The 14,718-nt window shown below is 61.9% G+C and carries 16 protein-coding genes; 3 read left to right on the top strand and 13 right to left on the bottom strand.

What is annotated here, in order from left to right; genetic code table 11:
• Positions 1–9: 9 nt before the first annotated feature.
• From LQ232_RS14740 to LQ232_RS14695, 10 genes are all read right to left on the bottom strand, one after another.
• Positions 10–1,053, bottom strand: coding sequence for a putative solute-binding protein (locus LQ232_RS14740; protein WP_230181103.1), 1,044 nt, complete (start codon positions 1,051–1,053; stop codon positions 10–12).
• Positions 1,054–1,164: 111 nt separating this feature from the next.
• Positions 1,165–1,878 carry a lectin gene (locus LQ232_RS14735; protein ID WP_230181102.1) on the bottom strand — a complete coding sequence of 238 codons (714 nt, stop codon included), beginning with the start codon at positions 1,876–1,878 and terminating at the stop codon, positions 1,165–1,167.
• Between the two features lie 41 nt (positions 1,879–1,919).
• A complete protein-coding gene (locus tag LQ232_RS14730; RefSeq protein ID WP_256450062.1) occupies positions 1,920–2,063 on the bottom strand; it encodes a cytochrome c in 144 nt (47 codons plus the stop codon).
• Positions 2,064–2,149: 86 nt separating this feature from the next.
• Positions 2,150–2,629 (bottom strand): cytochrome c, encoded by a 480-nt coding sequence (locus tag LQ232_RS14725; protein ID WP_230181100.1) that lies wholly within the window; start codon positions 2,627–2,629, stop codon positions 2,150–2,152.
• Positions 2,630–2,655: 26 nt separating this feature from the next.
• Entirely contained in the window at positions 2,656–3,618 is a 963-nt protein-coding gene (locus LQ232_RS14720) for an SMP-30/gluconolactonase/LRE family protein (RefSeq protein WP_230181099.1), read from the bottom strand.
• A gap of 14 nt (positions 3,619–3,632) precedes the next feature.
• Positions 3,633–4,229: a peroxiredoxin gene (locus LQ232_RS14715; RefSeq protein ID WP_230181098.1), complete on the bottom strand. Its 597-nt coding sequence runs from the start codon at positions 4,227–4,229 to the stop codon at positions 3,633–3,635.
• A 42-nt stretch (positions 4,230–4,271) separates the two neighbouring features.
• On the bottom strand, positions 4,272–4,943 hold the full coding sequence (locus LQ232_RS14710; protein ID WP_230181097.1) for a c-type cytochrome: 672 nt from the start codon (positions 4,941–4,943) through the stop codon (positions 4,272–4,274).
• 3 nt (positions 4,944–4,946) lie between these two features.
• Complete coding sequence (locus LQ232_RS14705) at positions 4,947–5,330, bottom strand: hypothetical protein (RefSeq protein ID WP_230181096.1); 384 nt, start codon at positions 5,328–5,330, stop codon at positions 4,947–4,949.
• Between the two features lie 96 nt (positions 5,331–5,426).
• A complete protein-coding gene (locus LQ232_RS14700; RefSeq protein ID WP_230181095.1) occupies positions 5,427–6,878 on the bottom strand; it encodes a DUF1501 domain-containing protein in 1,452 nt (483 codons plus the stop codon).
• A gap of 37 nt (positions 6,879–6,915) precedes the next feature.
• The gene (locus LQ232_RS14695; protein ID WP_230181094.1) at positions 6,916–9,240 is read right to left on the bottom strand and encodes a DUF1549 and DUF1553 domain-containing protein; all 2,325 of its coding nucleotides are present in this window, start codon (positions 9,238–9,240) and stop codon (positions 6,916–6,918) included.
• Positions 9,241–9,624: 384 nt separating this feature from the next.
• Between LQ232_RS14695 and LQ232_RS14690 the strand changes: the two genes are divergently transcribed.
• The 3 genes from LQ232_RS14690 to LQ232_RS14680 all read left to right on the top strand — a co-directional run bounded on the left by LQ232_RS14690 (position 9,625) and on the right by LQ232_RS14680 (position 12,186).
• The gene (locus LQ232_RS14690; RefSeq protein ID WP_230181093.1) at positions 9,625–10,098 is read left to right on the top strand and encodes a rhodanese-like domain-containing protein; all 474 of its coding nucleotides are present in this window, start codon (positions 9,625–9,627) and stop codon (positions 10,096–10,098) included.
• A gap of 34 nt (positions 10,099–10,132) precedes the next feature.
• Positions 10,133–10,897 carry a cytochrome b/b6 domain-containing protein gene (locus LQ232_RS14685; protein WP_230181092.1) on the top strand — a complete coding sequence of 255 codons (765 nt, stop codon included), beginning with the start codon at positions 10,133–10,135 and terminating at the stop codon, positions 10,895–10,897.
• A gap of 101 nt (positions 10,898–10,998) precedes the next feature.
• The gene (locus tag LQ232_RS14680) at positions 10,999–12,186 is read left to right on the top strand and encodes a sigma-54-dependent Fis family transcriptional regulator (RefSeq protein WP_230181091.1); all 1,188 of its coding nucleotides are present in this window, start codon (positions 10,999–11,001) and stop codon (positions 12,184–12,186) included.
• 18 nt (positions 12,187–12,204) lie between these two features.
• Here LQ232_RS14680 and LQ232_RS14675 read toward each other — a convergent pair whose 3' ends face one another.
• The 3 genes from LQ232_RS14675 to LQ232_RS14665 are packed head-to-tail and all read right to left on the bottom strand — an operon-like array spanning position 12,205 to position 14,709.
• Positions 12,205–13,026: an ABC transporter ATP-binding protein gene (locus LQ232_RS14675; protein WP_230181090.1), complete on the bottom strand. Its 822-nt coding sequence runs from the start codon at positions 13,024–13,026 to the stop codon at positions 12,205–12,207.
• Between the two features lie 39 nt (positions 13,027–13,065).
• A complete protein-coding gene (locus LQ232_RS14670; RefSeq protein WP_230181089.1) occupies positions 13,066–13,839 on the bottom strand; it encodes an ABC transporter permease in 774 nt (257 codons plus the stop codon).
• Positions 13,840–13,860: 21 nt separating this feature from the next.
• Positions 13,861–14,709: an ABC transporter permease gene (locus tag LQ232_RS14665; RefSeq protein WP_230181088.1), complete on the bottom strand. Its 849-nt coding sequence runs from the start codon at positions 14,707–14,709 to the stop codon at positions 13,861–13,863.
• Between the last annotated feature and the right edge of the window lie 9 nt (positions 14,710–14,718).

Genomic DNA, 14,718 nt, shown 5'->3' with positions numbered 1-14,718 from the left:
ATCACTGGATCAGCCTTCTTCCGACTTGGTGGTGCACTCCGCGTCAGCGGCGTTCATTGAGCAGCGCACCTTCTTGATGACCTTCAAGCCCTGGGCGTCGTAAATGCCCTTGGAGGCGATGTCCAGGCGTGATTCGCGCAGCATCAGGTTGTACTTCTGGGCATTCTCAGGGGGCAGGTCGATCCAGGCGGCGGCCGGGATGCCGGCGTCTGCGTTCTTGATCATGCTCATGGCGCGGTCGAACTCGCCGAGCCAGTGGTTGCGCGACTTCTCACCAAAGCCTGCCGGGAACTTGGCTTGGTTGAGCACCAACTGGTAGGTCAGGATCATGATCGGGAAGCGGGCGATGCCACCCTTGGCGCCAATGCCTTTTTGCAGCTCCAGCGGCTTGTAGGCCAGGCTGGGCGCGGCAATCATGTCAACGCTGCCGTTGTTGAACTTGGCGGCAAAGTTGCTGATGTCGGCAGAGACGGGCTGGCCACCCACGCGTTGAATCATCAGGGCCTGGGCCTTGTCATGATCAAACGCGGCGATCTTCTTGCCTGCCAGTGCTTCGACCGTGGTGATGCTGCGGTCGTTGATGACGGGGTAGGCCGCGCCGAAGGGAAAGATGCCTCCGATTTCGTAGTTGCCCTGGACCATCAGCTTGGCGGCCTGGGGCGAAGCGTAAGTCTGGATGACTTTGCGGACGACGTCATAGCTGGCCGCCATGTCGATCTTGCCGTTCTTGATCATGGTGGTCGATCCGAGCGTGTCGATCGCACCCGAGACGGTGTTGAACTGGCGTGTGCGAAAAGCACTGGCCAGCAGGGCATCGCATTGGCCTGCCCGGAAATCTTCCGTGGCCACGCCTTCATTGGTGTAGGCCTTGAGCTCCAGCGTCACGCCTTGCTTTTGCATGGCCAGGCCGTAGTCCTTGGCCATGTTGAAGGCGTCGCCGCTGGCGCCCAGGATGTCGAACACGCAGACCTTCTGTGCAGCCTGGGTGCTCGCGGCACCCGCGGTCATGACCAGTGCCCAGGCTGCTTTGTTCAAAACTCCATTGATTCTCATGCGTTCTCCTATTGAAGTGAGCGGCGATCTTAAGGACCTGCCAGAAGTCCTTGTAACCACATGCAGCCAGCTGTGGGCTCGCTGCATCTTCAACCGGAGAGACTTGAGAAATCAGTTGCTGGCGAAGCAGTAGAACAAGCCTGCGCCACCGGTGCTCACCAGGTTCTCCTGGCCGCAACCCTTGCTGGCGTGGGTCGAGTTCCAGGAGGTGTTGCCACCGCCCGTGCGGTCAAAGTGGCCGACCTGGGCCGAGCCATCGGCCGCGCTGCTGGTGAAGTTTTTGCAGGTGTGGTCGGCGGCGTCGTCGAAGGCCCGGCCATCCGGCAATGAACCTGTGAGGATGTCATGCTCGTTGGGCTTGTCGCCTGCGCGCTTGACGGGCTCGTTCTTCTCGGTGAAGGCGGTGGCCCAGCTCAGGTTGTTGCCAAGGCGCGCGGCGTCCAGGGTGTCGCCATGCAGGTGGGCCAGGTCTTTGGCCACGACAGCGCCCCGGGTGTTGTGCCATGGGCCCGTGCCAATGCGGTCACGGGCATTGACGGCGGGTTGGTCCTTCGTGGCTTGGGTGCTCAGGTAGGCGCGCCAGGTTTTGCCACCAGCGCCGGCCGCCGTGGCGAGCTTCTGGCAGTGTGCGTCGGCACCGGCCAGTCCGCCCAGGTCGGCGCCTTTGCCCAGGCCTTCACTGGTGATGAAAAAGCTCAACGGTGGCTTGGGGGCCGTTGTTGCCGGTGTTGTGACGGCTTGCGCCGAAGCGTGCTGTGCGCATGACAAGGTGGCCATGGCGGCGCACAACCAGGTGGCGGCCTGAATTTTTTTGGAAGAATGCATTTGGGTTCTCGAACAGGTTTTTTGTCTGAAGGGAAGGGCGCTCAGTTCTTGGCGCGGTAGTCGTCGTGGCAGGCCTTGCACGTGCGTGTGACCTTGGCGTACTGGACTTTCACCGCGGGCAGGTCGCCGCCGCCATCAGCCACCTTGGCCAGCTCGGCCGCCTCAGCGCCCAGCGCGATGGCCAGTTGGCGAAAGCGGTAGCTGGGCCCCGGTGGACAGCAGCCTGGCGAACAGCTTCGTGAAGCGATTGTTCATGGTGGGCATGGCTCCCTCAGTCCTTGGACTTGAAGTCGTCGTGGCAGGCTTTGCAGGTGCGGCTGAGCTTGCCGAACTGTTCTTTCACGGAGGCCACATCGCCAGTGGCGGCCACCTTGGTCAGCTCCACGGCTTCCTTGTTGAAGTTGCCGCCCAGCTCTGCAAAGCGCGCGCTGTTCTTGAACAACTCAGGCTTGGCTGTGGTCTCATGCCAGCCCTTGCCTTGCTCGGTGCCCGGCGCGAACAAGGAGCCCAGGCCCGAGCCTGAGATCGCGGCGATGGTGTTGGCCGCCTTGATCACTTCTTCCTTGTTGTATTGGCCGTCGATGCTGGCCTTGATCCGCCCCGAGTTCCAGGCCACGACCTGGAAGGCGGATTGACGCCACTTGATCAGTGTCTCAGGCTTGGGGGCCTGTTGGGCCAAGGCAAGGGCAGATGCCGCCAGCAGGGATGCCGCCACGGCCGACGCCGCGATGTGTTTGATGCGCTTGTTCATCAGTTTCCTTTTTTGTCTCTGAGTGGTTATTTCGCCCGACCCGCCACACCGGGGGTGAGCACAGCGATCTTGTAGGCCGAGCCACGCCCGACGACGTACAAGGTCTTCTTGTCCGGGCCCGCGAAAGCCAGGTTCTGCGGCGCCTTGGGCAAGGGGATGGTGCCCAGCGCTTCTCCCTGGTTAGAGAAGACCTGGATACCGGCAGAGGAGGCCACGTACACCCTGCCTTTGGCATCTACGGCCAGGCCGTCGGCTCCACTGCTGGTGCCTGTATCGGTCTTGCGCCAGCCTTCGAGCTTGGCGAAGTTTCTGCGTGGGCCGACGGAGCCATCGGCCGCGATGTCGAAGGCCAGCACGTGCTCGCCCGCGGTGTTGGCCACGTACAGCACCTTGTTGTCAGGGCTCAACTGGATGCCATTGGGGCGCTCGATGTCATTGGCCAGCCGCCTGACCTCTCCGGTGGGTGTGATCTGGTAGACCGCGGGCTTGTTCACCGTGGCGGGGTCTGGCTTGGGTTGGGCGTTGGGCGCCGCGCCTGAGTCGGTGAAGTAGACGGTGCCTTGCGGCGTCACCACCAGGTCATTGGGCCTGCCAAAGGCCTTGCCCTCGAACTGCTCGACCAGCACCTTGGCTTTGTCGGGCGGGTAGACGATGCCCACGCGTGGCTTGAGCACCTGCACGGCGTACAAATCGCCATTGGCCGTGAAGCCCAGGCCATTCGAGCCGTTGCTGTTGTCCAGGAAAGTCGATGTGCTGCCATCGGCGGCAATGCGGGTGATCCGGTTGGCAGTGGTCTCGGTGAAGGCGAAGGTGCCATCGGGCAAGGCCACTGGGCCTTCGGTGCCGTTGAAGCCTTCCTTGATCAGCTCGACCTTGGTGCCGGCATTCACGACGCCGGCAATGGCGGGGGTGACCTCTTGGGCTTGCGCCGAGGTTGCCAAGGCCCAGGCGCCCAGGATGGCCAGGAGGATGCGTGTGGGTTTCAGCATGGCGTGGTCTCCGATCACAGCTTCTTGGCGGAAGGCTTGGCGGCGGCCAGCTTCTGCACGGTTTCAAGGGCCTGGTTCACATTGGCTTCGGGGGCCAGGCCACCCAAGGTGGCGGCGATGCGGCCATCGGGGGTCACGATGTAGGTCGTGCGTTCTGCAAAGCCATGGTCGATGTCCTTGCCTCGGCTGTCCTTCTTGCCAGGGGCGGCATCCCGCACATTCAGGTCAAAGGATTTGGCGATCTTGCCGTCGGCGTCCGAGGCCACGGCCACTTTGCCGGCGCAATAGTCGGGATCAGCCGAGAACTCATTCAGCCGCGCAATGTCGTCCAGCGAGACACCGATGACGCTTGCGCCAGCGGCGGTGAATTTGTCATGGTGGACGGCAAAGGTGTGGGCCTGGATGTTGCAGCCGCCGGTGTAGGCAGCGGGGTAAAAGTAGACCACCACCGGACCTTTCTTCAAGCTGTCTTTCAGCGAGTAATTGAAGGCCTTGCCCGCCAGCGAGGCCTGGGCCTTGAAGTCGGGGGCGGTGTCGCCTTCCTTGAGCGCGGCCATGGCAGGCAAGGCAACGGCGCCGGTCAGAAGGGTGGCCAGGATGATTTTTTTCATGGGTGCATTCCTATTGCGGTTGGAAGGTTCGGCAAGCAGGCATCACATGCCGGCGATGTAGTTCGACAGGGCTTCGATTTCCTCGTCCTTCAGCGACTTGGCCACGATGTTCATGACGCCGCCCAAGCCACTCTTGCGCGCGCCGGCCCGCATGCTCAGCAGCTGTGCTTTCACATAAGCTGCTTGTTGCCCACCGATCACGGGATAGCTGTCGGCACCATTGAAGGTGCTCTTGCCGTTCTCGCCGTGGCAGCTGGCACAGGCCAGCACGTCTCGTTTCAGGTCGCCTCGGGCATACAGGCTGGTCACGGGTGATTCAGCCGCATGCTGGCCGCCGCCGGTCATGGAGCTCTGGCTGGCAAAGTAGGCCGCGACGTCAGCCAGATCGCTTTCGCTGAAGGCCGGTGATGACGCCTGGATGACGGGGTGCTTGCGCTGCCCGGATTGAAAGTTGCGCACCTGGCTCAGGATGTAGTCGGCGTACTGGCCTGCCAGCTTGGGGTACTCGGGTGCCGCGCCATGGCCGGTCACGCCGTGGCAGCTTTGGCAGCGTCCTGCTTCGGACTTCGCCTTGCCGGCCACGGGGTTGCCATCGCCACTTCGATCGGCGATCGCCTCGGCGCTGTCGTGCCGCGCTTCAGCCGCCATGGCCACCACCACGAACGCCAGCGCGCTGGTGGCCACGATGAGGGGCCTTGTCCTGGAGTTCAGCATTCGTCAAGACTTCTTGTAGAAGGTGTGGCAAGTCCTGCAATTGCGGGAAATGGTGGTGGCGGCATTGGTGGCCGAGTCAAAGTCCTGCGCGGTGACGGACTTGACGATCTCCAAGCTCAGCTCCTTGCTCTTCTTGGCCAGGTCCACCGCGTCTGGCGCATCGCCTTTCTCCACAAAATAGGTCTCCACCTTGGAGAACATCTGTTCCAACTCCTTGGCGTCGCTGGTGCTGGCTTTCTGATCCTTGATGGCGATGTTGGAAGACAGGCTCTTGTTGGTGTCCTCAATGGCTTGCATCAGGTCCATGTCCAACTCGGCCTGGGCCGATTTGACGCTGGTGGTCAGCACCAGAAGAAATCCCAGAATAATCAGTGAAACCTTGCGCATGCTGCTTGACGAATTCGGTGACGAGGGATGAAGGATTGGCGGAAAGGCCCGGAAGGCTTGGTGCTTCCGGGCTAAAGTGGGCGCTGTGCTGGCAGGTCAGGCGAGGATGTCCTTGATGACCTTGCCGTACACCACCGTCGGGCGCTCGGAGCGGCCGTTGTTGATGAAGGTGGTCTTCAGGTGATCCAGGCCCAGCAGGTGCAGCACGGTGGCGTGCAGGTCGTAGGTGTCCACCGATTTGTCTTTGTCGGCCACTTGCAGGCCGATGTCGTCGGTCTCGCCATAGGTCAAGCCCGCCTTGAGCCCACCGCCCGCCAGCCATTGGGTGTAGCCCCAGGGGTTGTGGTCGCGGCCCGTGCCGCTTTCGCCCCATGAGGTGCGTGAGAACTCCGAGGTCCACACGACCAGGGTGGTGTCCAGCAGACCCCGTTCCTTCAGGTCGTGCAGCAGGCCGGCGATGGGTTTGTCCACCATCTTGGCCATCAGGCCGTGGTTCTCGTCCAGCTCGCTGTGGGCGTCCCAGCTTTGGCGATCGGATTCGACGCCGTCAGGGAAGCCGGAGACCACCTGGATGAATCGAACGCCGCGCTCGACCAGGCGGCGCGAACGCAGCAGCACTTCGCCGTAGCTCTGGCTGATCTTGTCGTTCAAGCCGTACAGCTCTTTGGTGGCGGCGGTTTCCTTGCTGATGTCCACGGCCACGGGGGCGGCAGCCTGCATGCGGTCGGCCAGTTCATACGATTGCAGGCGGGCGCGCAGTTCGGTGTCGTGCGGGTAGTGCTCTGCGCCGATCAGGTTCAGCCGCTTGAGCAAGTCCAGCGAGGTTCGTTGCTGCAATGCGCTGCGCACTTCAGGACGGTTGAGGTACAGGATCGGAGAATCGCCAGGGCGGAACGCCGTGCCCTGGTACACCGCGGGCAGGAAGCCCGCGGCCCAGTTCACCGAGCCGGCCTGGGGTTCGCGGTCGCCGTTGTAGAGCACCACGTAAGAGGGCAGGTCGGGGTTGGCCGAGCCCAGCGCGTAGTTGATCCAGGCGCCCAGGGAAGGGCGGCCTGGGTTCAGGTCGCCGGTGTTGAGCTTCAGGATCGAAATGTCGTGGGTGGCGCCCACGGTCGTGCTCGATTTGATGAAGGTCAGCTTGTCGGCATGCTGCGCCAGGTTGGGCAGCAGGTTCGAGAACCAGGCGCCGCTTTCCCCATATTGCTTCCAGGTGCGCTGGTTGGACACGTACAGCTTGCCCACGCCCCCTTGTGTGCTGGTCTTGATGCCTTTGAGGAAGGACTCTGGCACGGGCTGGCCGGCCAGCTTTTGCAGCGTGGGCTTGTAGTCGTACAAGTCCAGCGTGGAAGGGGCGCCGTTCTGATGCAGCCAGATCACGGACTTGATCTTGGCGGGAAAGTGCGTCCCCTTGGGGGCCAGCGGGTCGATGAGTTCAGCGGCAGAGGCCGCGTTGAGGTGGCCGATGCCAGGCAGGAAGCCGCCCAGTGCGGCGCCACCCAGGCCCAATCCGGCGTTGCGAAGGAAGGCGCGGCGTTGATCGTTGCTCATGTTGAATCCTTGTTGCTTTGTGTGTGAATGGTTGTTTTTAGAAGCGGTAAGCGAAGTCGTTGGAGTTCGCCACGGCGTGCACCAGGTCGACGAAAGCCGCTGAGCGCACCGGGTCAAAGCCCTTGGTGTCCTTGATGCCGGCAGGCACCGCCACCTCGAACTTGCCGCTCGCCGCCTTGTTGCGGATCGCGATCTGCTGCTCGGCCAGGAAGGTCTTCAGCACAGTGCGTTCCGTGGGGTTGGGCAGGCGGGCGAACAGGATCTGGTAGACGCGGTTCAGCTGGGCGTCTTCGTTCTGGCCCGCCTCGTTGATCACCCGGCCGGCCAGGGCCTGGCTCCAATCGAAGACGATCTCGCTGTTGAACAAGGTCAGCGCCTGCAGCGGCGTGGTGGTCACGTCACGCTTGTGGTGCGGGTTGTTCGGGTTCGCGGGGTCGAAGTTCTGCGTGATCGGATAGGGGAAGCTGCGGCGCGTGAACACGTAGATGCTGCGGCGGTACCAGTCTTCCTTGTTCTCCGACACGGCCCAGGCACGGTTGCCGGCAAAGTCGCGGGATTTGCCCACCCCATCGCCACTGTGGAGGATCGGCGGGAACACCGAAGGGCCCCCCACCTTGTCGACCAACAGGCCCGATGCATACAGCAGCGAGTCGCGGATCACCTCGGCTTCCATGCGCTTGCGCGGATAGACGGCCAGCAGCTTGTTCTCTGGGTCCACCTTCAACACATCCGCGCGTTCGTTCGAAGCCTGGCGGTACGTTGACGACAACATGATCTCGCGGTGCAGCTTCTTGACGCTCCAGCCATCGGCCACAAAATCGCTGGCCAGGTGGTCCAGCAACTCGGGGTTGGTGGGCTTTTGGCCGGCACGGCCGAAGTCCGCCACGGTGCTGATGATGCCCTTGTCAAAATACTGCGACCAGACGCGGTTGGCGTACACGCGGGCTGTCAGTGGGTTGCTGTCACTGCTCAGCCATTTGGCCAAGGCCGTGCGGCGGCCGGATGATTTGTCGGTCGGCGTGATGGTCAGCTTGGCGTCCTTGCCACCCCACAGCGCGGGGATGCCAGGCTCGACAGCCTCAAGCGGGCGTTCGTGGATGCCACCGAATCGCACATGGGTGGGCGGCACGTCCGTGTTTGTCAGCTCGAACGCAGCGGTCAACTGTGCCGAGCCCTTGGCAGGCTTGAGCTTGTCGAACTGCTTGAGCTGTTCGGTTAAGGCCTGGTACTGCTTCCACTTTTCGACGTTGTCGGGGTTGTGGTCGGCGCGTTCTTTCTCCTCGGCCGTGTTCTTGAGGTAGCTGACGATTTCGTTGTCGGAGGCGACGGCTTGCTTGCGCCAGTTCACCCACTTGTCCAGCGCTGTCCACTCGGCTTCGGGCTTGAAGATGGCATCGCGGCTGTCGGTGAGATAACGCTCGTTGTAGTACTGGCGGCCGGCTTCACGCACCGTGTCCAGTATGGCTTTCTGCTTGGCGCGGATGTCCTTGGTGGCGTCTTGGTAGATGGCCTGCTGGCGCTGGTATTCCTTGTCGAACTCGGTCTCCGTGCCCTTGGCCAATGGTGTCTTCTCGTTGAAGGCCGTGTTGGCGAAGAAAGCCTGCAGCTGGAAGTATTCCTTCTGGCTGACGCGGTCCTGCTTGTGGTTGTGGCAGCGTGCGCAGCCGATGGTGGCCGACAGGAAGGTCTCGCCCACCAGGTCGGTCATGTCGGTTTCGATCTGGTACTTGCGCTGCACCAGGTCGCGCGAGTTGGCGTTGTCGGGGTAGCCGGCCAGGTAGCCGGTGGCGATGCGCGCCTCCTGGTTGTCGGGCCACAACTCATCACCCGCGACCTGCTCCTGGATGAAGCGGTTGAAGGGCTTGTCGCTGTTGAAGGCGTTGATGACGTAGTCGCGGTAGCGCCAATTGTTGGGGCGTGTGTTGTCGTTCTGGAAGCCAGAGCTGTCGGCGTAGCGCGCCAAGTCCAGCCAGCGGCGCGCCTGGCGCTCGCCAAAATGGTGAGAGGCCAACAGACGGTCAACCAGCTTCTCGTGGGCATTGGAGGACTTGTCGTTGACAAAGGCCTTGATCTCTTCCGGAGTGGGCAGCAGGCCCCAGGCATCCAGCGTGGCGCGGCGGATGAAGGTGGCACGATCAGCCTCGGGCGAGGGCTTCAGCCCTTTGGCCTCGATGGGCGCCAGCACGAAGGCATCGATGGGGTTGCGAACCCAGGCCTTTTGCTTGACCGCAGGGATGGCGGGATCTTTCACCGGCTGGTAGGCCGACCACGCTTTCGCAGGTTTTGATTTGTCATCGTCGGCCGCGTTGGCTGCAAGGGCTGAAACGCCCAGCAATATGGCGAGGTATAAAGTCTTCTTCACTGACTTGGCTCCAGGAAACAAAGAATTTTTAAAAGTAAGCCATCCGTTAGCAACTACCGCGCCAGTATTTAAATTGGACTTGAAAGCCTTGCTAAATGGCCTAAGTCATTGATTTGCATGCTTATTAAATTGATTAATATGCATATTTGAATTCCACTTGATCATTTCTCAGCACCCCCGCGTTTGCCTCTGCAGCACAGGCATTGTTTGCTTTTGAACACTGTTGCGCCTTAGGCAAGGTTTGTTCGATATTCATCACAAGATGGTGATAAATCAACCGATTGTTATCCTCGGCATGAAGCCGTCGTGGCATCCATAATTGGCACGATTGCTGCAATATTCGAATAACCAATCACCCAAAATCAATCAAAAGGTAATGAGCTCATGAGGTTTTCAACGAATATCCTGGCATTTGCACTGGCGGCTGCTTCTTCTGTCGCGCTGGCCCAGCAAACCGCACCCGTCGCACCGGCCGGCGCCTATGTCGCGCCGCCATGGACCTACAAGACCAAGCAGCTGAACCGCGCCCAGGTCGATGCCTTGCTGGCTCAGCCCAAGAAGGTGGTGGTCATTGATGTGCGCCGTCCCGATGAACTCATCAGCAAGGGCAGCTTTCCGGTGTTCCTGAGCGTGCAGGTCAAAGATGTTGAAAGCAACCTGGGCTTCATCCCCAAGGACCGCCAGATCATCCTGGTGTCCAACCGGGCCCATCGTGCTGGCGCCGTGGGCGACATCCTGAGCACCAAGGGCTTCAAGGTGGCGGGTGCCACCGGCAGTCTGGATTACGAAGAGCAGGGTGGCACGGTGGCGCGGATCACGCCGCCGCCCAAGGTGGCCGCTGCCGCATCGGCACCCTGATCCGCTGGACGTTCAAGCAAGACGAGGCCAAGCCATGAATTTCCAAGAAGCCATTGAAGTTGCCCACAACGATGAAGCCCAGGTCGGTTTTGAGACAGGCCCGGTATTGACGCGCATCCGCCTTTGGGATCTGCCCACGCGGATCTTCCATTGGTCCTTGGTGGCGGCGGTCTGCGTGGCCGTCATCACCGGCAAGCTGGGTGGCGCCTGGATGGAAATTCATGGCAAGGCGGGCTTGACCATCGTGGGCCTGGTCACCTTCCGGATCGTCTGGGGCTTCGTGGGGTCCACCCACGCGCGCTTCCTGAGCTTTGTGCCCACGCCCTCAAAGATCGTGGCTTACCTGAAAGGCCGGTGGCAAGGCGTGGGGCACAACCCATTGGGCGCGTTCTCGGTGCTGGCCTTGCTGGGCCTGTTGGCCGTGCAGGCCTCCACCGGCCTGTTCACCAACGACGATATCGCCTTCACCGGGCCGCTCAATGTGCTGATCGATGAAACCCTGGCGGCCAGGTTGACCGGCTTGCACCGCCAGTTGGCCAATGGGCTGCTGATACTGCTGGCGCTGCACATCGTGGCCATCTTCTTTTACGTGCGGTTTAAAAAAGACAATCTGGTCAAGCCCATGGTGACCGGGTGGAAAGACGTGCCCGCGGGCCAATCGGCCAGCAAGGGCGGGCCGGTGGCTTTGATGCTGTCCCTGGTCATCGCACTGGCGGCCGTGTATGTGGCCAGTGGCCAGCCTTTCAAGAAGCCCGCGCCGCTACCGGTGGCGCCCACCAACGCCAATGCTGGTTGGTGAGTCCATATGTGATGCGTTCATAAGCGCTGTCAAAAATAGAAGTTCACGGTTGGGCTTGGAGGATTTACGGTGTCGGCCTCTCACTGACATTTGATGCCCCCGTGGAAAAAGTTCTCACCTTGCCTGATTCGCACGCCGCTCCCTTGTCCATCCGGGCCAAGGCACTCGTGTTTCACGACCCAGGTTCCCTGGCATTGCTCAGCCATGTCGAGCGCATTGCCCGCAGTGATGCCACGGTGCTGGTCATCGGCGAAACCGGGACAGGCAAGGAACTGATTGCCCGCCACATCCATACCACCAGTGGCCGCAGGGGGCCCTTCGTGGCAGTGAATTGCGGCGCCTTCAGCGAGACCCTGATCGACGCCGAGTTGTTCGGTCATGAATCTGGTGCCTTCACCGGCGCGTCGCAAGCCCGTGCAGGCTGGTTCGAAGCGGCCAATGGCGGCACCTTGTTCCTGGACGAAATCGGGGATTTGCCCTTGGCCTTGCAAGTGAAGCTGCTGCGGGTTTTGCAGGAACGGCAGGTGGTGAGGCTGGGCTCCAGGCGTGGCATTGCGCTCGATGTTCGGCTCGTGGCCGCCACCAACATCGACCTGGCCCGCGCTGTGGAGGCGCAGCACTTTCGCGCCGACCTGTACTACCGTTTGAGCGTGGCGGGCGTGCGCCTGCCACCGCTGCGCGAGCGTCCCGCCGACATCCTGCCACTGGCCCGCCACTTCATCTTGGGTTACCAAAGCCGGCTGGGCATGGAGCAAGTGCAGTTGAGCCCGGCGTCTCAAGCGGCCTTGTTGAGCTACTCGTGGCCAGGCAACATCCGCGAGCTTGAAAACGTCATTCACTTCGCGCTCATCGTCTGCCGCGATGAAGTCATCGAAGTCGAAGACCTCAAGCTGGTGCCGCTGTCCCGCAGCAGTTCATCCCCTGTTCAACCGGTGGCGCCAACAGCGCCCACGGCTCTTTCAGAAGCCACCGCTGGCGAGCCGTCGATTGATGCAGGCACCGCGCCTGATCACCAAGGCACCGTCAAGTCAACGCCAATGGATTCATTGGTCAGTGCCTGGCGAGAGCTGCTGGCCAGCGGGCAGACCGATCTGTTCGACAAGACCGAATCGGCCTTGATCCATGCGGCCTACGATTTTTGCCACCAGAACCAGGTTCGCACCGCGCGGGTATTGGGCATCACGCGCAACATGTTGCGCACGCACCTCAAACGCCATGGCCTGCTCGGTGTTCAGGATGACGAGCCGATCCCGGCCCATGAGCCGACCGAGATGCCCGACCTGGCCTGAGTGGCCAGGTCACCTGCATCACCATGCGTAGCGCCACTCGCTTTGAGGATCCACCCACGGCCTTGAATCCGGCGCCTCTTCGCGAGGTGCTTCGCCGAACTCGCTCAGCACGTCGTTCTTGATCGCGCTGAAGGCGTAGCTGCCACGATCGCGAGGGCGGGCCAGGTCCACATCGACGATGCGCTTGATCCGGCCGGGCCGGGGCTGCATCACGACCACGCGGTCACCCAGGTAAACAGCTTCCTCGACATCGTGGGTCACGAGGATGGCGGTGATGCCTTCGGCTTGCCAGATGCGTTGCAGCTCTTGCTGCAGGTGCGCGCGCGTCAGTGCGTCGAGCGCACCAAATGGCTCGTCCAGCAGCAGGACCTCAGGGCGGTTGACCAGCGCGCGTGCAATGGCCACGCGCTGCGACATGCCACCCGACAACTGATAGGGGTAGGCTTTTTCAAACCCCTTGAGCCCCACCAGCGAGATGTGCTCCTGAATGCTCTTGTCTTTGGCCGCCTGGCCGCCAGGCGCATTGAGCAAGCCCAGGCCCACGTTCTGCGCCACGGTCAGCCAGGGAAACAGGCGGTGCTCCTGGAACACGATGCCCCGGTCCAGGCTGGTGCCCACGATCTTGTGGCCGTCCAGCCTGATCTCGCCTTTGTAGTCGCCCTCCAGGCCGATCAGCAGGCGCAGCAGGGTGGACTTGCCACAGCCGCTGGAGCCCACGATGCTGACGAACTCGCCCGGCTTGACCGACAGCGTGATGTCTTCCAGAACCTTCAGGGGCTTGCCCTTCACTTCGTATTGCTTGTTGAGGTCGCGGATTTCCAGCGTGCCTGCATGTGCCATGGTGGGCTCCTATTTCTTGACTTGAACGATTGGTTTGAATCAGGCCTGTGGGCCGCGCCAGCGCAGCGAGTACTGTTCAAGGCGCATAGCCAGCCGGTTGAAGACGGTGCCGACCAAGCCGATGGCCAGCATGCCGACGATGATCAGTTCGACATTGAAGGCGGCCCGGCCCTTGAAGACGATGTTGCCCAGGCCATTGCCCCAATTGGCCAGCAGGAACTCCGAGCCGATGGTGGCCAGCCACGCATAGACCAGGCCGAGGTTCAGGCCGGTCAGGATTTGCGGCGAAGCCGCAGGCAGGATCAGCTTGAACAGCACCTGCGTGCGGGTGAAGCCATACACCTTGGCCACTTCCGCATGCCCTTGCGTCACGCCGCGCACGCCTTCAAAGGTGCCCAGCGCCACCGGGTAGAAGGCCGACAAGGCGATGAACACCACCTTGGACATGTCACCATAACCCAGCCAGCTGGTCAGCATGGGCAGCCAGGCAAACAGCGAGATCTGTCGCACCGTGTGGAAGGTGGGGCCGATCAGGCGGTCAGCCCAGCGTGATACCGCCAGCAAGGTGCCCAAGGCCACCCCGCCCAACGCGCCCAGGAAGAAGCCGGACAGGTCGCGCCCCAGGCTCAGCGCCACGCCTTCATAGAATTCGACGCCGCTCAGCGTGGTGATGGCCGTTTGGAACACACCTGCCGGCGGCACGATGAGCTTGGTGTTGACCCAGCCTTGCGCCGTGATCAACCACCACACGGCCAGTAAGCCCACGGGCAAGACCAGACCGCGCCAGTCACGCTTGGTGATTGCATTGCTCATGTTGGAATCTCCAGTCTTGGTTCAGAAGGCCGCGCGGCGCCAGCCTTGCAGGCGGGTTTCGATCCAGCGCAGCACCAGCTCAAGCGCCATGCCCACCGCGCCGATCACCAGCATGGCCACGATGCACAGGTCGATCTGGGCCAACTGGCGCCCCCACACCATCAGGTAGCCAATGCCCTCGCTGGACACCAGCAGCTCCACGAAGACCAACGACAGCCAGGCCTGCATGACACCTTGGCGCAGGCCATTGAACAAGCTGGGGGCGGCACAAGGCAACACCACACGCTGGATGACTTGCCACAAGGTGAACTTGTAGACCCGCGACACTTCGAACAATGAACGGGGAATGTTCTCGATGCCCTTCAGGGTGTTGATGGCCACCGGGATGACGACCGAGATCGAAATTGCCGAGATCTTCAAAGGCTCGTCAATGCCCGCGAAGATGATGAGCAAAGGAATCCAGCCCAGCACCGGGAACTGCGAGACGACATCGAAAGTGGGGAAGACATACGCCCGCACGGTTTTCGACAGGCCCATGGCAAAACCCAAGGCCAGGCCGGCCGAGCCGCCGATGAGCAAGCTCCAACCCACGCGCGAAGCGCTGATGGCCACGTGGCCTTGCAGCTCGCCGGTCTCCCAGAGCTCCTTGAAGGACTGCCACACCAGCGCGGGCTCTGGCAGGATCTGCTCGGGTAGCCACCGGCGTTCTGTGGCCACCGACCAGAGCCAGAAGATCAGCGCTGGCAGCATCAACCCGGCGGCGATGATGCCCAAGCGCTGAACCACTTGTGTCACCACCGAGAAGATGCTGGTAGACCAGGTCGAGGGCACCACGGGGAACACATGCGGGTCGTCGGTTGAAGCACTCATCATTCAACT

Source organism: Aquabacterium sp. CECT 9606, assembly GCF_918741295.1.
Classification (GTDB): Bacteria; Pseudomonadota; Gammaproteobacteria; order Burkholderiales; family Burkholderiaceae_C; genus Aquabacterium.
Note: the sequence above shows the minus strand (reverse complement) of the source record. Positions and strands in the feature narration are given on the sequence as shown.

Bases quoted from the DNA above. Each gene is read 5' to 3' on its own strand.
- LQ232_RS14740 (WP_230181103.1), bottom strand. From the start codon at position 1,053: ATGAGAATCAATGGAGTTTTGAACAAAGCAGCCTGGGCACTGGTCATG.
- LQ232_RS14735 (WP_230181102.1), bottom strand. From the start codon at position 1,878: ATGCATTCTTCCAAAAAAATTCAGGCCGCCACCTGGTTGTGCGCCGCC.
- LQ232_RS14725 (WP_230181100.1), bottom strand. From the start codon at position 2,629: ATGAACAAGCGCATCAAACACATCGCGGCGTCGGCCGTGGCGGCATCC.
- LQ232_RS14720 (WP_230181099.1), bottom strand. From the start codon at position 3,618: ATGCTGAAACCCACACGCATCCTCCTGGCCATCCTGGGCGCCTGGGCC.
- LQ232_RS14715 (WP_230181098.1), bottom strand. From the start codon at position 4,229: ATGAAAAAAATCATCCTGGCCACCCTTCTGACCGGCGCCGTTGCCTTG.
- LQ232_RS14710 (WP_230181097.1), bottom strand. From the start codon at position 4,943: ATGCTGAACTCCAGGACAAGGCCCCTCATCGTGGCCACCAGCGCGCTG.
- LQ232_RS14705 (WP_230181096.1), bottom strand. From the start codon at position 5,330: ATGCGCAAGGTTTCACTGATTATTCTGGGATTTCTTCTGGTGCTGACC.
- LQ232_RS14700 (WP_230181095.1), bottom strand. From the start codon at position 6,878: ATGAGCAACGATCAACGCCGCGCCTTCCTTCGCAACGCCGGATTGGGC.
- LQ232_RS14690 (WP_230181093.1), top strand. From the start codon at position 9,625: ATGAGGTTTTCAACGAATATCCTGGCATTTGCACTGGCGGCTGCTTCT.
- LQ232_RS14685 (WP_230181092.1), top strand. From the start codon at position 10,133: ATGAATTTCCAAGAAGCCATTGAAGTTGCCCACAACGATGAAGCCCAG.
- LQ232_RS14675 (WP_230181090.1), bottom strand. From the start codon at position 13,026: ATGGCACATGCAGGCACGCTGGAAATCCGCGACCTCAACAAGCAATAC.
- LQ232_RS14670 (WP_230181089.1), bottom strand. From the start codon at position 13,839: ATGAGCAATGCAATCACCAAGCGTGACTGGCGCGGTCTGGTCTTGCCC.
- LQ232_RS14665 (WP_230181088.1), bottom strand. From the start codon at position 14,709: ATGAGTGCTTCAACCGACGACCCGCATGTGTTCCCCGTGGTGCCCTCG.